Source organism: Cellulophaga sp. Hel_I_12 (assembly GCF_000799565.1).
GTDB lineage: Bacteria > Bacteroidota > Bacteroidia > Flavobacteriales > Flavobacteriaceae > Cellulophaga.
On the sequence record NZ_JUHB01000001.1, the window covers coordinates 2,191,237 to 2,213,472 of the forward strand.

20 protein-coding genes are annotated in these 22,236 nt (G+C 35.0%); 17 read left to right on the forward strand and 3 right to left on the reverse strand.

The genetic code is table 11. The features are described 5' to 3' along the window. Positions 1 to 10: 10 nt before the first annotated feature. Positions 11 to 2,143, forward strand: a complete 2,133-nt coding sequence (locus GQ45_RS09635; protein ID WP_047420253.1) for a glycoside hydrolase family 97 protein — start codon at positions 11 to 13, stop codon at positions 2,141 to 2,143. 39 nt (positions 2,144 to 2,182) lie between these two features. Here the strand turns inward: GQ45_RS09635 and GQ45_RS09640 are convergent, their stop codons facing one another. From GQ45_RS09640 to GQ45_RS09650, 3 genes are all read right to left on the reverse strand, one after another. Further along, on the reverse strand, positions 2,183 to 3,319 hold the full coding sequence (locus tag GQ45_RS09640; RefSeq protein WP_047417263.1) for an ATP-binding protein: 1,137 nt from the start codon (positions 3,317 to 3,319) through the stop codon (positions 2,183 to 2,185). Further along, positions 3,316 to 4,080, reverse strand: coding sequence for an SDR family NAD(P)-dependent oxidoreductase (locus tag GQ45_RS09645; RefSeq protein WP_047417265.1), 765 nt, complete (start codon positions 4,078 to 4,080; stop codon positions 3,316 to 3,318). Before GQ45_RS09645 ends, GQ45_RS09640 begins: the two co-directional genes overlap by 4 nt. 81 nt (positions 4,081 to 4,161) lie before the next feature. Beyond that, positions 4,162 to 5,034, reverse strand: a complete 873-nt coding sequence (locus GQ45_RS09650; protein ID WP_047417267.1) for an aldo/keto reductase family oxidoreductase — start codon at positions 5,032 to 5,034, stop codon at positions 4,162 to 4,164. A 148-nt stretch (positions 5,035 to 5,182) separates the two neighbouring features. Here GQ45_RS09650 and GQ45_RS09655 point away from each other — a divergent pair, with 148 nt between their 5' ends. The 16 genes from GQ45_RS09655 to GQ45_RS09730 all read left to right on the forward strand — a co-directional run bounded on the left by GQ45_RS09655 (position 5,183) and on the right by GQ45_RS09730 (position 22,220). Then, positions 5,183 to 6,184 (forward strand): MoxR family ATPase, encoded by a 1,002-nt coding sequence (locus tag GQ45_RS09655; RefSeq protein WP_047417270.1) that lies wholly within the window; start codon positions 5,183 to 5,185, stop codon positions 6,182 to 6,184. A 96-nt stretch (positions 6,185 to 6,280) separates the two neighbouring features. Further along, on the forward strand, positions 6,281 to 7,144 hold the full coding sequence (locus tag GQ45_RS09660; RefSeq protein WP_047417278.1) for a DUF58 domain-containing protein: 864 nt from the start codon (positions 6,281 to 6,283) through the stop codon (positions 7,142 to 7,144). Positions 7,145 to 7,239: 95 nt separating this feature from the next. Continuing rightward, a complete protein-coding gene (locus GQ45_RS09665) occupies positions 7,240 to 8,898 on the forward strand; it encodes a hypothetical protein (protein ID WP_052188178.1) in 1,659 nt (552 codons plus the stop codon). Beyond that, on the forward strand, positions 8,899 to 9,897 hold the full coding sequence (locus GQ45_RS09670) for a VWA domain-containing protein (RefSeq protein ID WP_047417282.1): 999 nt from the start codon (positions 8,899 to 8,901) through the stop codon (positions 9,895 to 9,897). 3 nt (positions 9,898 to 9,900) lie between these two features. After that, positions 9,901 to 10,947 carry a VWA domain-containing protein gene (locus GQ45_RS09675; RefSeq protein ID WP_047417284.1) on the forward strand — a complete coding sequence of 349 codons (1,047 nt, stop codon included), beginning with the start codon at positions 9,901 to 9,903 and terminating at the stop codon, positions 10,945 to 10,947. 139 nt (positions 10,948 to 11,086) lie between these two features. Then, entirely contained in the window at positions 11,087 to 11,926 is an 840-nt protein-coding gene (locus tag GQ45_RS09680) for a tetratricopeptide repeat protein (RefSeq protein ID WP_047417287.1), read from the forward strand. After that, positions 11,926 to 13,704, forward strand: coding sequence for a BatD family protein (locus GQ45_RS09685; protein WP_047417290.1), 1,779 nt, complete (start codon positions 11,926 to 11,928; stop codon positions 13,702 to 13,704). The genes GQ45_RS09680 and GQ45_RS09685 overlap by 1 nt, the downstream gene beginning before the upstream one ends. 34 nt (positions 13,705 to 13,738) lie before the next feature. Then, complete coding sequence (locus GQ45_RS09690; protein WP_047417293.1) at positions 13,739 to 14,497, forward strand: SH3 domain-containing protein; 759 nt, start codon at positions 13,739 to 13,741, stop codon at positions 14,495 to 14,497. Between the two features lie 50 nt (positions 14,498 to 14,547). Next, entirely contained in the window at positions 14,548 to 14,853 is a 306-nt protein-coding gene (locus GQ45_RS09695; protein ID WP_047417296.1) for a hypothetical protein, read from the forward strand. A gap of 77 nt (positions 14,854 to 14,930) precedes the next feature. After that, positions 14,931 to 16,523 carry a SulP family inorganic anion transporter gene (locus GQ45_RS09700; protein ID WP_047417298.1) on the forward strand — a complete coding sequence of 531 codons (1,593 nt, stop codon included), beginning with the start codon at positions 14,931 to 14,933 and terminating at the stop codon, positions 16,521 to 16,523. A 5-nt stretch (positions 16,524 to 16,528) separates the two neighbouring features. Continuing rightward, positions 16,529 to 17,359, forward strand: coding sequence for a universal stress protein (locus tag GQ45_RS09705; RefSeq protein ID WP_047417300.1), 831 nt, complete (start codon positions 16,529 to 16,531; stop codon positions 17,357 to 17,359). Positions 17,360 to 17,381: 22 nt separating this feature from the next. Then, the gene (can, locus tag GQ45_RS09710; protein ID WP_047417304.1) at positions 17,382 to 18,017 is read left to right on the forward strand and encodes a carbonate dehydratase; all 636 of its coding nucleotides are present in this window, start codon (positions 17,382 to 17,384) and stop codon (positions 18,015 to 18,017) included. A 98-nt stretch (positions 18,018 to 18,115) separates the two neighbouring features. Then, on the forward strand, positions 18,116 to 18,742 hold the full coding sequence (locus GQ45_RS09715) for a carbonic anhydrase (RefSeq protein WP_047417307.1): 627 nt from the start codon (positions 18,116 to 18,118) through the stop codon (positions 18,740 to 18,742). A gap of 22 nt (positions 18,743 to 18,764) precedes the next feature. Next, positions 18,765 to 20,651 carry a SulP family inorganic anion transporter gene (locus tag GQ45_RS09720; RefSeq protein WP_047417310.1) on the forward strand — a complete coding sequence of 629 codons (1,887 nt, stop codon included), beginning with the start codon at positions 18,765 to 18,767 and terminating at the stop codon, positions 20,649 to 20,651. A 95-nt stretch (positions 20,652 to 20,746) separates the two neighbouring features. After that, positions 20,747 to 21,766, forward strand: a complete 1,020-nt coding sequence (gene pheS, locus GQ45_RS09725) for a phenylalanine--tRNA ligase subunit alpha (protein ID WP_047417312.1) — start codon at positions 20,747 to 20,749, stop codon at positions 21,764 to 21,766. Between the two features lie 58 nt (positions 21,767 to 21,824). Beyond that, the gene (locus GQ45_RS09730) at positions 21,825 to 22,220 is read left to right on the forward strand and encodes a hypothetical protein (RefSeq protein ID WP_047417314.1); all 396 of its coding nucleotides are present in this window, start codon (positions 21,825 to 21,827) and stop codon (positions 22,218 to 22,220) included. The last annotated feature ends 16 nt before the right edge of the window (positions 22,221 to 22,236 follow it).

The following is a 22,236-nucleotide window of genomic DNA, read 5'->3' on the forward strand; positions in this document are numbered from 1 at the left end:
ATTAAAACCAATGAAAAAACAACAAATTTTTATTTTAATATTGATAACCAGCATCTTACTAACGGGCTGTCAAAAAAATATAACGAATCTTAAGCTTAATTCTCCTGATGAAAATATTTCAGTCGATTTTGCACTTTCCTCTAAAGGACAACCCTTTTATGTAGTGCACTACAAAGACAAAAAAATTATTGACACTTCTTATATGAGCTTTGATTTTAAAGACTTAGCTTCTTTAAAAGACAATTTTAAAATTATCAATACGGCTACCGCCGCTGTTGATGAAACTTGGGCTATGCCTTGGGGAGAACAAGAGCAGGTAAGAGACCATTATAATGCTTTAATTATTAATTTAGAAGAGCAATCTGATTTAAAAAGAAAACTAAGTATCCATTTTAAAGTGTTCAATGATGGTATAGGGTTTCGCTATGAATTTCCCGAGCAATCTAACTTAGAGGAAATACTGATCACAGCCGAGAATACAGAATTTAATTTAACAGGAGACCATACCGTTTGGTGGCTGCCAGGCGATTGGGATAATTACGAACATTTATATAACGAAAGTTATTTCTCGAAAATTGATGCATTATCAAAACGTGACAATCCCGATTTAGCGGCTACCTATATTCCTGAAAATGCCATAAATACTCCTGTTACTATGAAAACTGCTGATGGTTTGTATTTAAGTTTTCACGAGGCTGATTTAACGAACTATTCTGATATGACCTTGAAAATAGACCCCGAAAATTTGGGGATGACAAGTGAACTTGTGGGATCTGAAATTTTAGGAGGAAAAGCAGAAGTTAAACTACCTTTCAATACACCTTGGAGGTCGATTCAAATAGCAGAAAAGCCAGGTGCTTTAATCGAATCTAAAATGATTTTGAATCTTAATGATCCCAATATAATTGGTGATGTTAGCTATTTTACACCAATGAAATACGTAGGTATTTGGTGGGAAATGCATATTGGAAAATCTACTTGGGACTTAGAGGGTAGTCAAGATATGAACACCTACACTACAGGAAAAAAAGGATCATCAAAACATGGTGCTACTACAGAAAATGCTAAAAAATATATTGATTTTGCTTCTGAAAATGGTATTAAAGGGCTTTTAGTAGAAGGCTGGAACACGGGCTGGGACAAATGGATCAATACGGATGATAGAGAGGGTGTTTTTGACTTTATGACGCCTTATCCTGATTATAATTTTGACGAAGTAATGGCTTACGCTAGTGAAAAAAATGTTGAGGTAATTATGCATCATGAAACTTCCGCTGCTCCACGAACTTACGAAAAGCAAATGAATGAAGCTTACGATTTTATGAAAGCCAACAATATGAACTCGGTTAAGACGGGTTACGTAGGTAAAATTATTCCAAAAGGAGAATACCATCACGGGCAGTGGATGGTGAACCATTATCACCATGTTTTAGAAGAGGCTGCCAAAAAAGAAATCGCTATAAATGCTCATGAACCCATTAAAGATACTGGAAAAAGAAGAACTTACCCAAATGCCATTTCTAGAGAAGGTTTACGAGGTCAAGAATTTAATGCCTGGGCTAGTGACGGTGGTAATCCACCAAATCACTTACCTACGATTGCTTTTACGAGAATGTTGGCCGGACCAATAGATTTCACGCCAGGGATTTTTAACATCAAATTTAACGAGTATAAAACAGAAAATGAATTAAATACTACTTTGGCACACCAATTAGCACTCTATGTAGTTATTTACAGTCCAATACAAATGGTAGCCGATTTGCCAGAGCATTACATGGAAAACGGACAAATACACCCGGCTTTTCAATTTATTAGCGATGTTGGCGTAGATTGGCAGAAAACAAAAGTATTAGACGGTGAAGTTGGAGATTTCGTAATCATTGCTAGACAAGAAAAAACATCTGGTAACTGGTTTTTAGGGGGTATAACCAACGAAGATACTAGAACAGCAAACTTGAGTTTTGATTTTCTTGAACCCAACGAAGCCTATAAAGCTGTCATCTATAAAGATGCTCCTGATGCCCATTGGGATACCAATCCAGAAGCTTATGAAATTGATGAATTAGAACTCAATACAACCTCTACATTAACTATTCAATTAGCACCCGGTGGTGGTTTTGCTATCAGTATTATGAAGAAGTAGCGTATTAAATTATTAAAGATATAGCTGCAAGGTTAATTTTTAACTATACTTTACTTTTCTCAAAATTCGCAAAGAATCCTTAAAAGCTTGATATACTTTTGCGTGATGCGCTTTTAACACGGGGCCTGCCTGTTCTAAATGGTCTTTAGCTTCTTGGAAACCATTTAAATAACAAATAAGGTAGGTTGCTGGTAAATTAGTTACATCTATTATTTCTGAGGGTGATAGTCGTGATTTATTTTCAAGTTTTTTTAATAATGAATTATTGGCATTGTAAATATGATGTAGTACTTTTTTATCGAACTGAGGGGCTTCAAACAACAATTCACTTTTAATTTGATAGGTGCCATTGGCTTCAAAAGTAATCACTACTTTTTCCAAAGGATAGTACTGTTGTTGCCCACCAAGTCCTAGTTGCACATATTCTACGGTGCTAAATGAATCGTCATCAATACGTATAATAATTTCATCTAAAGCAGAATAAAAAAGTTTTACTTGCTCATTAATTAACTCAATATCTACACGTGAATAATAGGTCTCATTAGCTACCTTTTTTTTATGACCCGCCCAACAGATTACAAATTGTTCTTTAAAGACTTTATAATTACTGGTTAAATCTTTATGCCGATGATTAATAAAGTCGATAACACCGTCTAAGGTGAGTTCAATATTGTTTCGTGCATGAAGCTCAATAGTCGCAACGGCTTCAGAATTTATATCTTTTAATTCAACGTTGTAGGCTTTTGGTAAACTAATGCTACCTTCTCTAAAAAAGACAGATCCGCCATAGTATTTCCAAATATTCTTTTTAAGAGAACATACTTTTCCATTAGATTTTATGGTAACTAAACCCACTACCTTGCCTTCTGGCAAATGAGGAAATGGGATGTTTTCGTAAGCAATTAAGGGTGGGTTTTCAAGATAGGCATTTACCAGATTTTGTATTTTACTATCATCAAAAAAATCAACTCCAACAATTTTATTGTCCTCGTCCTCAACGCCAATAACGATGAACGAATTATTACTTGGATTGCTGTTCGCTAAAGCACAAACATGTTTTAAAAACTTGGCCTTACCCTCCCTTCGACCTATATCTACAAAACGCTTTTTATCATAAAAACTATTCTCGTCATTATGGGCTAGAAGATTTTTTACAAGTAAGCGTTTATTAATCATGAATTTCTCTTCAAAATAGTAGCACTCGCCTGGGCAGTGGGCATCACAATTAAATCAGCGATATTTACATGATAAGGTCGGGTGACTACAAAATGAATAATATCCGCAATATCCTCTGGCTTTAAGGGCTGAAAGCCTTGGTATACATTTTCTGCTCGAGAGGTATCGCCTTTAAAGCGCACATCGCTGAACTCAGTTTCTACCAAGCCAGGATTAACCGCACCGACACGAATTCCGTAAGGGTTCAAATCAATCCGCATCCCTTGATTAATGGCATCAACCGCGTGTTTACTGGCGCAATATACATTCCCTTTAGGATAAACTTCTTTACCTGCTGTTGAGCCAATATTAATAATATGACCGGATTTTTTAGCGATCATTTTAGGTATAATAGCTTTAGAAACGTACAATAAACCTTTTACGTTAATATCTAACATGGCGTCCCAATCGTCAGTGCTCCCTTCATCGATAGTATCTAAACCGTGTGCATTCCCTGCATTATTGACTAAAATATCGATATCAGAAAAAGCTTCTGGCAACGAATTTATGGCATCAAAAACATCCGATTTATTGCGGACATCAAAAGTTAAGGTGTGTACTTTTGTTTGTTTACTCAATTCGCTTTTTAAAATATCAAGTCGATCTTGCCTTCTACCACATAGGACCAAATCTATTCCGTTAGCAGCAAACAAAATGGCTGTGGATTTTCCGATGCCACTAGTGGCCCCAGTAATAAAAGCTATAGGATTTTTAATTGTCATGTTTTTAATTTTTTATACCACTGCCGTGGATCTTTTTTTAAATAATTTTTATCGTAAAGCTTGCAAAGCCTTTGGGCTATTTTATGCCACCTCGTGCCCATTGCTAGCTTCTAAAAGTAGAAACCAATCTTGCAGGTCTAATTTTATTTGAATTGCCGCTACACTAGCTGCCAAACGTTTAGGATCTGTGGTACCTACTACTGGAAAAATTTTAGATGGATGTTTTAAAATCCATGCTAATAGTAGTTGGTCCTCAGTGGCATTATATTTATCTATCAACGAAGTTAAAGTTTTTTTAACCCGTTTTGTTCGTATCGTATTTTCGTTAAAATAAGCCCCTAATGGACTCCATGCCATGGCCATTCGATGATGGGCGATACAATCGTCCAAAGTGCCATCATGCATCACATGATTAGCCGTTAATGAGTATTCTATTTGATTTGCGGCCACCGGAATTACCGTTTCTAAGAGCGCTATCTGTGAAGGCGTAAAATTCGATACCCCAAATTTTTTGATTTTGCCACTATCCTTAAGGGTCAATATCGCCTCAGCAATTTCATCAGGTTGCATTAACGGACTCGGCCTATGGAGCAGAAAAACATCTAAATAATCGGTGTGAAGCTTTTTAAGGGATTGTTCAGCTGACCAAATAATGTAGGCTTTATCATACTGATAATGCTTTACTACATTTTGTCTTCCAGAAGTCATTTGAATACCACATTTACTTATAAATTGAGCCTTTGTTCTATCTATTTTAGAATCTAAAAATGCGTTGCCAAAATGAGCTTCATTGGTATAATCCCCGTAAATATCAGCATGATCAAAAGTAGTAATTCCTAAACTTAAACAGTGCTCAAATAAAGATGCCATTTTTGTGCTGGAGAGCTTTTTTCCCCAACTTCCCCAAGTCATAGTTCCCGCAATAATTTTCGAATAATTTGTAAGATTTCCCATAGGAATGTGAAATTATAAAATAAATCCCTTAAAAGCTTCATAAATGTTTGGCTTAATATCATTTTTTAACCAATTGTTAACAGCGGTTATCTAAATAAATTTTCAATTTGCGTAGCAATTTGTTAGCTTGTCCAATTAAATAAAAAATATGGAAGAAAATACTTCAATCGATATCAGTGCTATCAACGAAAAAATTGCTCAAGAAAGTGCTTTTATAGATTTATTAATGTTAGAGATGAACAAAGTCATTGTTGGTCAAAAACATATGGTGGAGCGCCTGTTAATTGGATTGCTTGGTCAAGGCCACATTCTTTTAGAAGGGGTTCCTGGTTTAGCCAAGACGCTAGCTATAAATACACTAGCAAAGGCAGTGAAGGGCAGCTTTAGTAGAATTCAGTTTACACCCGATTTATTGCCAGCAGATGTTGTGGGAACCATGATTTTTAATATGAAAGAAAATGACTTTTCTATTAAAAAAGGACCCATATTCGCCAACTTCGTATTAGCCGATGAAATTAATAGAGCTCCAGCTAAAGTGCAATCTGCATTGTTAGAGGCCATGCAAGAGAAACAAGTAACTATTGGAGACGAAACCTTTATTTTAGATAAACCTTTTTTGGTAATGGCCACTCAAAACCCTGTAGAACAAGAAGGTACATACCCATTGCCAGAAGCACAGATAGATCGTTTTATGCTGAAAACGGTAATTGATTATCCTAAAATGAACGAGGAACAATTGATTATGCGCCAAAACCTTACTGGGAGCTACGATCAAGTAAGACCTGTCGTTTCTACAGCACAAATCTTGAGTGCTCAAAAAGCAGTGAGAGAAGTGTACATGGATGAAAAAATTGAAAAGTATATTCTTGACATTGTTTTTGCAACGCGTTATCCTGAAAAATATAAATTGGCAGATTTAAAACCCTTGATAAGCTTTGGAGCTTCGCCAAGAGGTAGTATTAACTTAGCAAGTGCTGCTAAATGCTATGCGTTTATCAAAAGAAGAGGCTATGTGGTTCCTGAGGATGTGCGTGCCGTTGTTCATGATGTTTTAAGACATAGAGTAGGTTTAACCTATGAGGCAGAAGCAGAAAACATAACCTCTGTTGAAATCATCAATAAAATTGTAAACGAGATTGAAGTACCCTAACCAGTTAGCAGTTACAGTTGGCAGTGCTCTTGAAACTAAGAAGCGCTTTCACTGAAAACTAATTACTGTTTACTGAAAACTGTTTACTAAGTTAAGATGGATACTAAAGAGTTACTTAAAAAAGTTCGTAAAATTGAAATAAAGACACGTCGACTGTCTGACCATATTTTTGGTGGAGAATACCACTCAACCTTTAAGGGTCGTGGTATGACCTTTAGCGAAGTCCGACAATATCAGTTTGGTGATGATGTAAGGGCTATTGACTGGAACGTTACCGCACGCTACAACGAGCCCTATATAAAAGTTTTTGAAGAAGAGCGCGAACTAACTATGATGCTTATGGTTGATGTGAGTGGCTCTGAATTTTTTGGTACTTCAAATCAATTTAAAAACGAAATTATTACGGAAATATCGGCAACCTTGGCATTTTCTGCCATGCAGAATAACGATAAAATAGGCTTAATTCTTTTTTCCGATCAAATAGAGTTATTTATTCCTCCTAAAAAAGGAAAAAGTCATGTGTTACGGATTATAAGAGAATTGATCGAGTTTAAACCGGAAAGTAAAAAAACAGATTTAGCCGTCGCCTTAAAGTATTTGACTAATGTGATAAAAAAGAGAGCTATTGTTTTTGTGCTCTCCGATTTTATTAGCGATGATTACCTACAAACCTTGAGAATTACGGGCAAAAAACACGATGTAACAGGTATTCGTGTGTATGACGAGCGTGAAGAAACCATTCCTAATCTCGGTATGGTACAAATGCAAGATGCGGAAACAGGACAAATACAATTAGTGAACACGCAATCTAAAAAGGTTCGTCTCAATTATGGTAAATTTTACCACGAAAGAGTAGCATATTTTGAAAATACCTTCTCTAAATCGGGTTGTGGAGTTTTAAGTTGTCGCGTTGATGAAAGTTATGTGAAAAAGCTATTAAGCTATTTTAAAAGGCGATAATCAGTTTCGTTATTTGGGACTGGCACAGCTTGATACTAAAAAAATTTAAATATTAAAATAGAATGCTTAGCCTTAGGTGTTAAGGAAAGAATAAAATGAAGACAAAAATTTGGAATATAGCATTTATAAGATCGTGGTTACAACGGTTTGCATTTCTATGTCTTTTTTTTATGAGTTGGCATGGTAGTTCTCAAGCCAAGCCAGTGGTTCAATCGGGGGTAGATGTTACTGAAATTAAAATCGGGGAACAGATAAAATTTACGATTAATCTTAGTGTTGAACCAACTGATCAGGTTATTTTTCCAGAAGGACAAACCTTTGCTCCTTTAGAAATGGTAGAATCTTTTGCCACTGATACCCTTCGAGAAAATTCAAGATTAATACTCTTAAAAAAATACGCGCTAACGCAATTTGATTCTGGCAGCTATACCATACCTCCACAAAAAATTTTAATAAATGAAAAAGTAGTCACTACTGATTCGTTAAAAATCTATGTGAATACGGTACCCGTCGATACCATTGCCCAACAATTATATGATATTAAAGGTCTTATAAATGTGGACAAAAGTTCGGATATTCCTTGGCTTTTAATTCTTGGGATACTTTTAGGAATTATATTCATAATAGGCCTATTATATTGGTTCGTTTGGCGTAAAAAGAAATTAACGGAAGAAGAAAAAGTAGCACTTTTAGCACCCTATGATAGAGCTATGCTAGAGCTGAAAAAATTGGAAACTTCTAAATATTTGATTCAAGATCAGTATAAAGCTTATTATTCTGAACTAACCGATATTGTGCGTTCTTATTTAGAAGAAGATGTTCATATTTCAGCACTAGAAAGTACTACCGATCAGCTCATTGAAAAGCTCGAAATGCTTAAAGATGCTGGTAACTTAAAGTTAGATGACCAAACCATAAGTCAATTTAAAAAAATATTACAAACCTCAGATTTGGTAAAGTTTGCCAAATCTAAACCAACCAGCGCAGTAGCCGAAGAGGATCGCAAAGCTATTGAACATATTGTTACCAAAACCAAGGATGCTATTCCGCCCCCTACTGAGGAAGAATTATTATTACGAGCAGAATATTTAGAGGAACTAGAACGCAAAAATCACCGTAGAAAAATTATCATTAGTGCCATAACTGCTGCTGCCGTATTTTTAATTGGTGTTGGGGTCGTGGTGAAGCACTATGGTTTTACCTATGTGAAAGATACGTTTCTAGGACACCCGACCAAAGAACTATTAGAAGAAAAAGAATGGATAACCAGTGCTTATGGGGCTCCTCCAATCAGCATTGAAACTCCTAAAGTTTTATTACGACAAGAAGTAAAATTACCTCCCGAATTACAAGAAAATATTAAGGAAGTTCAAATTTTTGGTTATCGAAGTGCCATAGGTTTATTTTCTATCGGTGTCACCTCAACAACCCTTACGCAACCAGTAGAGGTAGATCTGCAACAATCAGTAGATTTCTTTATCAAGAATTTAGAAAGCCAAGGGGCTAAAAATATTGTTACTAAAACTGATGAATTTACTACTATTGGCGGGGTAAAAGGGGTGAAAATATATGGTTCTGGAAAATTTGTAGTGCCCGAGTCTAAAGAGTTAGTCAATGGAAAGTATACTATTTTAAGCTTTGGAGGTAAAGGATTTCAACAACAGGTGATCTTAACCTGGTTAGATGAAGATGTGTATGCTGATCAAATCGTAGAACGGATTTTAAGTACCGTTGATGTAAAAACAGAATTATAAATGTTTGAAAATATAGAATTTGCTAATCCGCAGTTTTTTTGGTTGTTTTTGTTGCTTCCAATAGCCCTGCTATGGTATTTTTTAAAACGTAAAGAACAAATAGCTTCTTTAAAAATTTCAACAATTAAAGGTTTTTCAACCAGCAGTTTTTTGCCCAAATTAAAACCTTTACTTTTTATTTTAAGGATTTTAGCGCTAGCGGCGATCATTACCGCTTTGGCCAGACCGCAAACCACAGAAGTTTCTACAAAAACAAAAACCACTAAGGGAATTGATATTGTCATGGCCATTGATGTATCATCAAGTATGCTTGCGCGAGATTTAAAACCAAATAGATTATCAGCCTTAAAAAAAGTTGCAGCAGATTTTATTACCAAGAGGCCTAATGACCGCATTGGATTGGTAGTCTATGCAGGAGAAAGTTATACAAAAACACCTATTACCAGCGATAAAGGTATCATTTTAAGCTCTTTAAAAGAAGTAACTTATGGTACCTTAGAAGATGGTACCGCGATTGGTATGGGCTTAGCCACATCGGTAAACCGACTTAAAGAAAGTAAAGCCCTAAGTAAGATCATTATCCTATTAACAGATGGTGAAAACAATATGGGTTTTATTGAACCACAAACGGCTGCAGAATTAGCGGTAGAATATGGTATTAAAACCTATACAATAGGCTTGGGAACTAACGGAAACGCCTTATCCCCAATTGCGTATAATAGTGACGGTACATTTAGGTACGGGATGATGCCAGTGAAAATAGATGAAGATTTGTTAACCGCTATCGCAGAGGCCACTGGGGGTGCTTATTTTAGGGCAACAGATAATAATAGTCTAGAAGCTATTTACGATGAAATAAATAAATTAGAAAAAACAGAAATAGATGAATTTAAATATACTAACTATGAAGAAAAATATCGGCCTTGGTTACTCTTAGCGGGCATTTTACTTTTGTTTGAATGGCTATTTCGAAACACCCTTTTTAGAAGTTTTATATAAAAAATGATTCAGTTAGAAGAAAAAATATACTTTTATTTATTATTTATCCTACCAGTTTTGGTGGTGCTTTTTGTTGTTTTACAGTTTTGGAAAAAAAGAACTCAAAAGAAATTTGGAGATCTGGACCTTCTTAAAAGAGTAACTCCTGACAAATCAATCTTTAAATCGAGTTTTAAACTTTTGCTTTTCTTACTAGGCCTATCGTTATTAATTATCGGATTGGTAAATCCAAAAATTGGGACCAAACTTGAAACTGTGAAAAGAGAAGGTGTAGATATTGTGTTTGCACTAGATGTATCAAAAAGTATGCTTGCCGAAGATATTGCTCCAAACAGATTGGAAAAAGGAAAGCGTTTGGTCTCAGAAATTATCAATCAATTGGGAAGTGACCGTATTGGTATTATAGCGTATGCCGCACAAGCATATCCACAATTGCCAATTACGACCGATTATGGTGCGGCCAAAATGTTTTTACAAAGCATGAACACTGATATGCTATCTTCACAGGGCACAGCAATTAATCAAGCCATAGATTTAGCATCGACCTATTATGACGATGATCAGCAAACCAATAGGGTTTTGTTTATCATATCAGACGGTGAAGATCACGGAGAAGGTTCAACTGAAAATGAAGTAGAAAAAGCAGTCGATGAAGGTATTAAAATTTTTACTATTGGTGTCGGTAAAACGAAAGGGGCTCCCATTCCTATAAAAAGAAATGGCGTTGTAGAAAGTCTTAAAAAAGATATGAATGGTGATGTGGTCATCACAAAACTAAACGAAGAAATATTACAAGAAATTGCAGATAAAGGCAATGGAGCCTATATTAACGGAGAGAATACCACAGAAGCTGTTGAAGTGATAAAAGAAATTCTTAACCAAATGGATAAAACAGAATTTGAAGACAAGCAATTCGCAGAATATAAAGATCAATTTCAATGGTTTGTTGCCGCTGGTTTTTTATTGTTCTTTTTAGATATGTTTGTTTTAGATCGAAAAACAAAATGGTTAAGAAAATTGAATTTATTTAACGAAAATAAAAATAATTAAAAATAAAGTCACGGTAGACCTTTAAGTACGCACGGGTACTCATTGAAACCGTTTTTGAAGATAGATATAATAGCGTATTGTGCTTATTTAATTCATTAGAAAAATAGCCGCACAACGCCTAAACATAAAATTTAAAAAGATGAAACATGTAGTTTATTTGGTATTTCTTTTTGTAAGTCTTTTGAATGCTCAAGACGAGGATAAAGAGAAGCAGAAATTGAAAAACCTTCAGGCATCGAAAAATTATACTTGGGAAGCCAACAAGGCACTTGCTGAAAAAGACTTTGTGAATGCAGAAGCAGATTATAGAAAAGCCATTTCAAAAAGTTCTGAAAATGCCGCAGCCCCCTATAATTTGGGAAATGCTTATTATACCAAAGAAACGTTTGGAGAAGCTTTTTCACGATTTAAACAAGCTGGGGAATTAGCGACTAGTAAAGAAGACAAGCATAAAGCATACCACAATATGGGTAATGTGTTTATGAAAGAAAAGCAATATGAAAAAGCTGTTGAGGGCTATAAACAAGCTTTAAGAAACGATCCTACGGATGAAGAAACTCGTTATAACTTAGCCTTGGCACAAGAAATGCTAAAAAAACAACAAGAGGAGGATAAAAAAAATCAGGATCAAGACGAAGACAAGAAAGACGATAAGAAAGACCAAGACGAGGAAAAAAAAGAAGGCGATAATAAGGAAGACCAAGGAGACGATCAAAAAAAAGAGGGAGACGAAGGCGATAAGGAAGATAAAAAAGATAAGGAAGGAGAGGGCGACAAAAAAGAAGATAATAAAAAGCCTAACGAAGGCGACAAGCCACAGGATCAAAAAGAGCAACCACAGCAAAGACCCAGTCAGTTGTCACCTCAGCAAGTACAAAACCTCTTAGAAGCCATGCAAAACGAAGAGAAAAAAGTACAAGAAAAAATGGATGCCAAAAAAGTAAAAGGTGTTAAAACCAAAAATGAAAAGGATTGGTAATGCAGCAAAAGATTAAAAATACTGTGGCTTTGGTGGGCTTATTGTTTTTTGCTTTTATTTTAAAAGCACAAGATGATGACGCCGTTACTTTCGATATGACGGTGAGCAAAGAAAAGCTTGGTATAAATGAAAGATTACGCGTAGATTTTACCATGAACCAAGACGGTGATAATTTTTCACCTCCTGACTTTGAAGGCTTTAGAGTTATAATGGGGCCTGGACAATCGACCAGAAATTCTTGGATTAACGGAGTTCGAACTTTTTCAAGAACCTATTCCTATACCTTAGCGCCTACGGAGCGCGGAAAGTTTACGATTGGGCAAGCCAGTATTTCAATTGATGGAAAAATATACAAATCACTTACCAAAGTTATTGAGGTAACTGCCGCGGTCGATGATCCAAATGCCCCGCCAACCGCAGCCTCTGTTGCAGATGACAACTTGTATTTGGTAGCGGAAGTATCAAAGGCAAACCCTTACTTAAATGAAGCCGTGACTGTGATTTATAAATTGTATGTAGGCAACATCAATGTTACCAATTTTAGGCCCCTTGACAACCCAACGTATAACAATTTTTGGAGCCAAGACATGCCTGTAAAACAGTACAATGCCCAGGATGGCACGTATGACGGCAAACCATTTAGGTATGTAGTATTAAAAAGAGTAGTGCTTTATCCGCAAAAAACAGGTGAGTTAGAACTTGAACCCTTATCTCTTGATGTCTCGGTTGAAGTTCCTAGCAGTAGACGTGACTTTTTTGGTCGTCCACTGTATACCTCAACAAACAAAACAGTGTCTGCAGGTAGAAGAACCATTAATGTCAAAGAATTGCCCACTCTTGGTAAACCCGAAAATTTTAGTGGCGCTGTAGGTGAATTTGATTTTTCGGTAACGACTAGCAAAACGGCATTAAATGCTTCAGAATCTTTACAAGCCTCAGTAAAAATTAGCGGTGCTGGAAACTTAAAGCTTTTTCAACTTCCTGAACCTAATTTTCCTAGTTCACTAGAAGTTTACGAGCCTGAGTTCGATGAGCAAGTCAGAACAAACTTAAGCGGCATGGAAGGTACGGTTTCTAATAACTATACCGTTATACCCAGTTTCAAAGGAAAATATCCAATTCCAAGTATTTCTTTCAGTTATTTTAATCCAAAAACAGAGGAGTATGCCACTTTAAACTCTGATGAAATATTAATCAATGTTCTTGAAGGTCCCTCGAGTGGAAATGCGGCGTCGAGCACTCTAAATACAAATAAACAGTCTGTAGTGGCCACGGGAGACCAATTTCAATTCATTAGTTTAAATACTACTTTAATACCTTTGAACGATACTTATTTTTTTGGTTCTAGATCCTACTTTTTATGGTTACTACTGCCCCTTTTATTAATTCCTTTGACCATATTATTTGGCAAAAAAAGAGAGGCAATTGCAAGCGATATTGAAGGAAATAAAATTAAAAAAGCGAATAGGTTAGCTAAAAAATATTTGTTTGCCGCTAAAAAAACTTTAGGCCACAAAGAATCGTTTTACGTGGCATTAGAGAAGGCCTTGCATAACTATCTGAAAGCAAAATTAAAGATTGAAACTTCTGAGTTTAGTAAGGACAAAATAATAGAGCTTTTATCAAAAAAGAATGTTGACACAAATACTTCGGAAGGCTTTATAGCATTACTTAAAAACTGTGAAATGGCACGTTATAGTCCTTTTTCAGAGGTACAAATGCAAGAAGATTATACCAAAGCTAGTGAAGTTATATCGGCAATGGATAAACAATTATAGTACTTTAATACCTACGATTTAAAATTTACACAAGGTGAAAAATCTATATTATATACTTATTTTATGTGTTAGCTTTTGCGGTTTTGCACAAAACAATACGCTTTTTGAAAAGGGCAACAAAGCCTATAACGAAGGCTCGTATGAGGAGGCAGCTAGTCATTATCAAAAGATTATTGATCAGGGAGAGCATTCTGCTGAACTTTATTTTAATTTAGGTAATACCTATTATAAGTTAAACAAAATAGCACCGAGCATTTACAATTACGAAAAGGCTCTCTTATTAAAGCCCAATGATACCGAAATAAAAAATAATTTAGCCTTTGCTCAAAACATGACACTTGATGCTATTGAGGTATTACCTGAAACAGGATTGTCAAGACTGTATCGCAGCTTAACCTCAAAACTATCCTTTGACGCGTGGGCTTATTTAAGTATTGTATGTATGTTTCTTTTTGTTGTGGGGTATATTTTATATTATTTTCTAAACTACGCTACTCATAAAAGAATTTCTTTCATCAGTAGTTTTGTGTTTCTTTTTATTGGATTAAGCCTTGTTCTCATTGCTTATCTTGAATACAAAAAATTTAAAAATGACCAACCTGCTATCGTTTTTGATACTGAAGTTATTATAAAATCTGAACCGAACAATAGAAGCGAGGAAACCTTTAGATTACATGAAGGCGCTAAAGTAAATGTTGAAGAAACGCTTAATGAATGGAAAAAAATAAAGTTAACAGATGGTAAAACAGGCTGGATTCCTTCCAAAAGCATAAAAATGCTTAAAAATTTTTAATCTTTATTTAACTGAAATATAATAGCAATACTATTATATTTGTTAATCTTATGATTAACATTTATAAAGTTTATGTTTTATTATCATTTTGGCTATTCGTTTTAGCCTGCCCTACTATCATAACTATCTTAGATAATGATATAAAAATTGTTGTGACCAATTTAAATGAAGAAGAAAATCAGGAACAGCAACTGGGGGAAAAAATTAAGGAAGTAGCCAAATATATAGCCTACGACTTTTATACTTCATCCTATCTAATCGCACAAAAAAATTTAACTTACGTAGATTGTTCTCTACTGCAAAACTCGCAGTATGCAGCAAAAATCATTCTTCCTCCTCCCGAACATACTTTATAATTCTTTTAGGAAAATAGTATAAAGTATTCATCTGTCTTTGTTATTTAAGTACAAAGGCAAAAATCATTGTATTTAGTATGTTTAAAAATTTAAAAAGCGACTTGCCCGCAAGTATAGTTGTATTTTTCGTTGCGCTACCTTTATGCTTAGGTATTGCTTTAGCCAGTGGTGCTCCTCTTTTTTCTGGTTTAATCGCTGGAATTATTGGGGGAATCGTTGTTGGGGGATTAAGCGGCTCCAAAATTGGTGTCAGTGGCCCCGCCGCAGGCTTAGCAGCCATAGTATTAACTGCTATAGGTGCGCTAGGAGGTTATGAAAATTTCTTGGTGGCCGTTGTTTTAGGTGGTGTTATTCAACTTATTTTTGGGATATTAAAGGCAGGTGTTATAGGGTACTATTTCCCTTCTTCCGTAATTAAAGGTATGTTAACCGGAATTGGCCTTATTATCATTTTAAAACAAATCCCAAACTTTTTTGGTTACGACGAGGAATCTGCCTGGGATTTGGAGTTTTTTGAAATTGATGGGGGAAATACTTTTTCGGAATTATTTAGTATCTTAGGTAATATACAGCCAGGACCAGCTTTAATTGGGATTATTAGTTTATTACTCATCATCCTTTGGGATAAAGTACTGAGCAAAAAATCTAAATTATTTGAATTAATTCAAGGTCCGTTTGTTGTAGTAGTTTTGGGGATTATATTTTTTATAATAACGAAAGATCACAAGGTTCTTTCGATCAGTGCGAACCACATGGTTAGTGTTCCTATCCCTACTGATGCCACTGATTTTATAAATCAATTTAGTTTCCCAAATTTTTCTGCCATTACAAATATCGAAGTTTGGGTTACTGCCTTCACCATTGCATTAGTAGCAAGTTTGGAGACTTTATTATGCGTAGAAGCTTCTGATAAGATTGACCCTGATAAAAATGTAACACCGACCAATAGAGAATTATTAGCGCAAGGAACAGGTAATATAATTTCTGGTTTAATTGGTGGATTACCCATTACACAAGTGATTGTTAGAAGTTCTGCTAATGTACAATCGGGTGGAAAAAGTAAATTATCCACTATTTTACATGGCTTTTTACTATTAATATCGGTTATTTTAATCCCTAAATTACTGAACATGATACCCTTATCAGTTTTAGCGTCTATTCTATTAGTGGTGGGCTATAAATTAGCTAAACCAACGTTATTTAAAAAAATGTATGCGCTCGGTTGGAAACAATGGGTGCCCTTTATTGTGACAGTGGTAGGCATTGTATTTACGGATCTACTCTTTGGAATTGGATTAGGATTAGGGGTTGGTATCATAGTGATATTATTAAAAAGTTACCAAAATTCACACTTCCTACATATCCAAGATAACAGTAATGGAAAGCATAAAATAAAAATGACACTAGCAGAAGAAGTAACCTTTTTCAACAAAGGAGCCATTTTAAAAGAATTGGAAAGCTTACCTAGAGACACCTATTTAGAGATCGACTTAGTAAACACCAGATATTTAGACAATGATATTATTGAAATTCTAGAAGACTTTATATTCAAGGCAAAAGAGCGAAACATAGATTTAAAATTAGTTTCCAAACGTGGGGTTGTTGAAAACCCAACGAGTTTTATTGAATTCTTTAATGAAAAGCCAAAATCGAACTTAAGTTTAAGTTAAACATCATGAAAAATAAAAAATATAAAATACTAGTCCTTTCAGACTTAAAGGATACTACACAAAATGTATTAAAAAGCAGTATAAGTCTTGCTAAAATGGTTAATGGAGAAATTAATTTTTTCCATGTAAAAAAACCTTTAGACGTCATTAAAAGAGATAATCAGTTATCTGCCATGCGCAGTCTTAACCAAGGACATACCGCAATTGAAAAAGAAATACAATCTATGCTATGGCCTATTTCGGACGCCTATAATGTACCTATCGATTATTCTTTTTCGATTGGAAACATAAAAACTGAAATAGAAGTATACATTAATGAGTATCAACCTGATATTATTGTACTTGGAAAAAGAAATCCTAAAATGATTAAATTCATAGGAGATAGCATCACAAATTTTGTCCTAAATAAGTTTGATGGTGCTATTATGATGGTAGCCAACTCAAAAGATTTAGAACCAAACAAAAAGTTATCATTTGGTCTATTTAATAGCCAAGACCAAACATTTAATAGTGATTTTACAGAGCATTTGATAACTAATGCACAAAAACCTTTAACCTCTTTCAGCGTAATTAAAAAAGGAAGCGACACCAATAAAATTGAAAGCTCTAGCGATCAAAAAGTAATAGCTTATACTTTTGAAGATAGTGCTGACGCCATAGGAAATATTTCTAAATACCTTTCAAAAACTAAAATCGATGTTCTTTTAGTGAATAGAATGAAAAATAAAGCAAAAACACCTACAAGTTTTGTAAACACAACTATAAAAGACCTTATGGACGATTTAAATATCTCGCTGTTGATTGGTAATAAAAGTGCATCAAAAAATCTAGTTTAGTCAATTAATTAAAAATAAAAATATGAACAAGTTCTATAAGCAACTTTTAGAAAATAACAAAAAATGGGTTGAATCGAAATTAGCATTAGACGAAGAATATTTTATCAAATTATCTCAAGGGCAATCACCTCCTGTTTTATGGATAGGTTGTGCAGATAGTAGAGTACCGGCTAACGAAATTATTGGTGCAAACCCTGGAGAGGTATTTGTACATCGTAATATTGCCAATATGGTAGTTCATAGTGATATGAATATGTTAAGCGTACTTGACTATGCCGTAAATGCTTTAAAAGTTCAGCACATTATTGTATGCGGACACTACGGTTGTGGTGGAGTAAAAGCAGCCATGGGAAATGATTCTATTGGATTGATCGACAATTGGGTAAGGCATATAAAAGATGTATATCGCTTTCATAAAGATGACCTTGACGCCATTAAAGATGAAAAAGAACGCTTTGACAAATTTGTTGAGTTTAATGTAATTGAGCAAGTTTTCGATTTAGCCAAAACCTCGATTGTACAATCAGCTTGGAGAAAAAACCAACAGTTAAATGTACATGGTTGGGTATATGAGTTAAGTAAAGGTATTGTAAAAGATTTAAATGTTAATTTTGGAAATAATTCTGAACTTGATAGTGTTTACCAACTTAATATCTAATTCAAAAATAGCAGGATAAATAATTGTCTTTTAGACTGCAGTCATTTTTAAAATAGTAATTCTATCTAGAAAAACCTATATTACAAAGAAGAACTAAAATGGACTTAAAAAAAGTATTCGAAAACAATAAAACTTGGATTTCAGACAAACTTGCAACAAACCCAAAGTATTTTGAAGAAATGGGAAAAGGGCAAAGTCCTGAATTGCTCTATATTGGTTGTTCAGATAGTCGTGTTACTGCCGAAGATTTAATGGGATTAGGTCCTGGAGATGTTTTTGTACATAGAAATATTGCTAACATGGTGATCAGTATCGATCTCAACGTAATGTCAGTAGTCAATTATGCGGTAGATCATCTTAAGGTGAACCACGTGGTCGTTTGTGGTCACTACGGATGCGGAGGTGTAAAAGCCGCTATGCAATCTGCTGATTTAGGTATTCTTAACCCTTGGCTAAGAAATATTCGAGATGTTTATCGCATTCATAAAGATGAATTGAGCGCGATTAAGGACGAAGATAAAAGATATGACCGCTTGGTAGAATTAAATGTAAAAGAGCAGTGTGTAAACCTGATCAAAACTGCGGCAGTTCAAAAAGCCAACAGAGATCGAAATTTAAAAGTCCACGGCTGGGTTTTCGACATTCACACAGGAAAATTAATTGATTTGAATTTAGATTTTGATGGTTATTTAAAAAACATCATGGAAATATATCATTTAGATTAAAAAGCGCTTAAAAAAGCAAGATATGAAAAATCTTTTTTCAAATTTTAAAGGGGATATGTTCGGCGGTATTACTGCTGGTATTGTTGCGCTTCCATTGGCTTTAGCTTTTGGTGTTAGTTCCGGTCTGGGTCCAAGCGCCGGATTATATGGCGCTATATTCATAAGTTTTTTCGCTGCCCTGTTTGGCGGTACCAATACTCAAATATCCGGACCAACAGCTCCCATGACGGCAGTAAGCATGGTCGTTATTGCGAGTATTATCGCTGTTTATGAAGGAAGCGTAGAGAAAGCATTGCCAGCCATCCTAAGCGTTTTTTTGTTAGCAGGAATTATGCAAATTGGTTTAGGTTTATTAGGTCTCGGAAAATACATACGCTACATACCTTACCCTGTAGTTTCTGGTTTTATGACCGCAATTGGGGTTATCATAATTATCACACAAGTGTTACCTGCATTAGGGTATTATCCAAAAGAAGATGTTGATTTTGTAAATCAATTTAAACCTCAAGCTGAAGAATTAATCTTAGAGAACATCCTAAAAGAAGAAGCCGGTGAGGGTATTTTGGTTTTAGAAGATTTTGAACAAACCATAAAACGCTCTGGTGAGATCACCAACGAGGCTATAATGGACGAATCTAGGACCTTAGCTGCATCAGAAGCTTCAGGGGTGATTGGTGCTTTAAAAGCAATTCCGAAGGCAATCAAAAACATTAATTGGTTAGAACTAGCACTCGCCTTATGTACCATTTTAATCATTTATGGTTTTAAAAAAATAACTACGGCCTTGCCTAGTACTTTAGTAGCGCTACTTGTAGTTTCTGGTATTGCTTACGGTTTTGGACTTAATTACCGACCTATTGAAACCATTCCTGGAGGCTTTCCAATGCCAAATTTAAAAATTTTTACAGAATTTAAGATAGGTGCTCTTACGCCCTATATTTTTACGGCTTTAACGCTGGCACTTTTGGGCGCCATAGACTCACTCTTAACATCAGTTGTAGCAGACAACATGACCAAAACAAAGCATAAGCCTAATCAAGAACTTGTAGGCCAAGGAATAGGGAACAGTATTGGTGCCATTTTTGGTGGTATACCTGGAGCTGGTGCTACTATTAGAACCGTGGTGAATATAAATTCTGGAGGTAAAACCAAACTTTCAGGAATGATCGCCGGTATCTTGCTTTTGTTTATTTTACTTGCTCTAGGACCAATTGCTTCTCAAATTCCAGCTGCGGTTTTAGCAGGAATTTTAATTACAGTAGGCATCAGTGTCATGGATTATAAAGGTTTAAAAGCAATTCCGAGTTTACCAAAAGACATTAGTTTTGGCCCTATTAAATTGAGTTCAGAAGTTGTTATTATGATTGTTGTCATGATACTGTCAACGTTTTGGAATTTAGTTTATGCTGTTGGTATTGGTTTAGTAATCGCCTCTTTAATGTTTATGAAAAAAATGGGAGACTTAACCGCTGAACGTTCTAATGTAAAATCCTTAGAAGAAGAAACTGAATGGGACGATGAAAAGAACTTTCCTAAACACTTAAAAGAAGAAGTTTTTGTAAAACATCTAAAGGGACCCTTGTTTTTTGGCTCTACCAGTGAATTTCAAGCACTTGCAAATCAAATACCGCAAACTGCCTCGACCGTAATTATTAGGATGGATCGAATGCAATATATGGATCAATCTGGATTATATACGCTTGAAGATATTTTAATCGATTTAAAAAAATCAAACAAAAATGTGCTATTTGTAGATCTTTTGAAGCAACCTAGATATATGTTAGAACGGGTTGATGTGATACCAGATTTAATTCCAGAAGAACATATTTTTAAGAACTTTGATGAAGCCACACAGTGGATTAAACAAAATGTAAAAGACACCATTACGGTGGCCGAAGTAGTTTCATGACACAAAAACCAAAACAGCTTATAATTTTTAGTAGTATTTAATGGCGTAGCATGGCTAGAAAGTTTTAAATTTGTGCGCTATAGTTTACGATGATTATGATTGATAAAATAAAAGAACATATTGCTGAAATAGAACAATTCTCAGCTGATTCAAAAGAAGCACTGGAAGATTTCAGAATAAAATATCTGGGTAAAAAAGGACTTTTGAACGATTTTTTTGCTGAATTTAAAAATGTTCCTAATGATCAAAAAAAGGAATTTGGTCAGACCATCAATCAATTAAAGACTGTTGCTGCCGATAAAATCAACAGTTTAAAAGAAGCCTTAGAAAGTAACATAGAAGAAAAAGGAGTTTATGGAGATTTAACCCGCCCTGCAGAACCCGTTGAGCTAGGTGCGCGTCATCCCATATCTATTGTAACCAATCAAATTATCGATATATTTTCTCGAATCGGGTTTAATGTATCTGAAGGTCCTGAAATTGAAGATGATTGGCATAATTTTACCGCCTTAAATTTACCAGAATACCATCCCGCAAGAGATATGCAGGACACGTTTTTTATTCAAACCAATCCTGATATTCTTTTACGTACGCATACCTCATCCGTACAAGTGCGGTATATGGAAAACAATAAACCCCCTATAAGAACCATTTCTCCAGGAAGGGTTTATAGAAACGAAGCTATTTCATCACGATCGCATTGTTTTTTTCATCAGATTGAAGGTTTGTATATTGATAAGAATGTATCTTTTGCAGACTTGAAACAAACTCTGCAGTTCTTTACTACAGAACTTTTTGGAAAATCTAAGATTCGATTGCGGCCGTCCTATTTTCCATTTACAGAACCAAGTGCAGAAGTAGATGTATACTGGGGCTTGGAAACCGAAGCTGATTATAGGATTACCAAAGGCACAGGCTGGCTAGAAATTGGTGGCTGTGGCATGGTGGATCCCAATGTACTTACAAATTGTAATATAGACCCGGAAGAGTATTCAGGCTTTGCTTTTGGTGTTGGTATCGACCGTATTGCCATGTTATTACACCAAATAACAGATATTCGTTTGCTCAGTGAAAATGATGTTCGCTTTTTAGAACAATTTAAGTCGGCACTTTAAAAAAATTCTAACGAGACATCCGCTATTATTTTGAATCGGTTTTAGCTAGGGATAAAGTATGAAGAAAGATATTGAAATACCCATTGCTCAAGACGTCATCGTTGCCGCAGTTCAAGAATGGAACGACGACAAGCTAACTAAATCTTGGAATGCTTATTTTATCAACGATCAAAATTCAGCTATTGATATGCTTATGGTTGTTTCTAAAGGCTATGATGCTGACCGAAAAACAGCTGTGATGCGCCATAATTTAGGGCAATTAGCAGAAAAATCTTTTCGGAAAATCGAGATGCTTCATGAAACACTTTTTTCATTAAACAATGAATTCTACATTAGTTTTTTTGCGGACAACAAGTTGTATGAAAAGAAGTTTATCTTTAAAAAAGACAGCATCACAGAACAAAACTTAAAACCAATTCCCTTGATGGAAAATGAAGGCGTTTTGGCGGAATAATTTATAAAATTTAGGT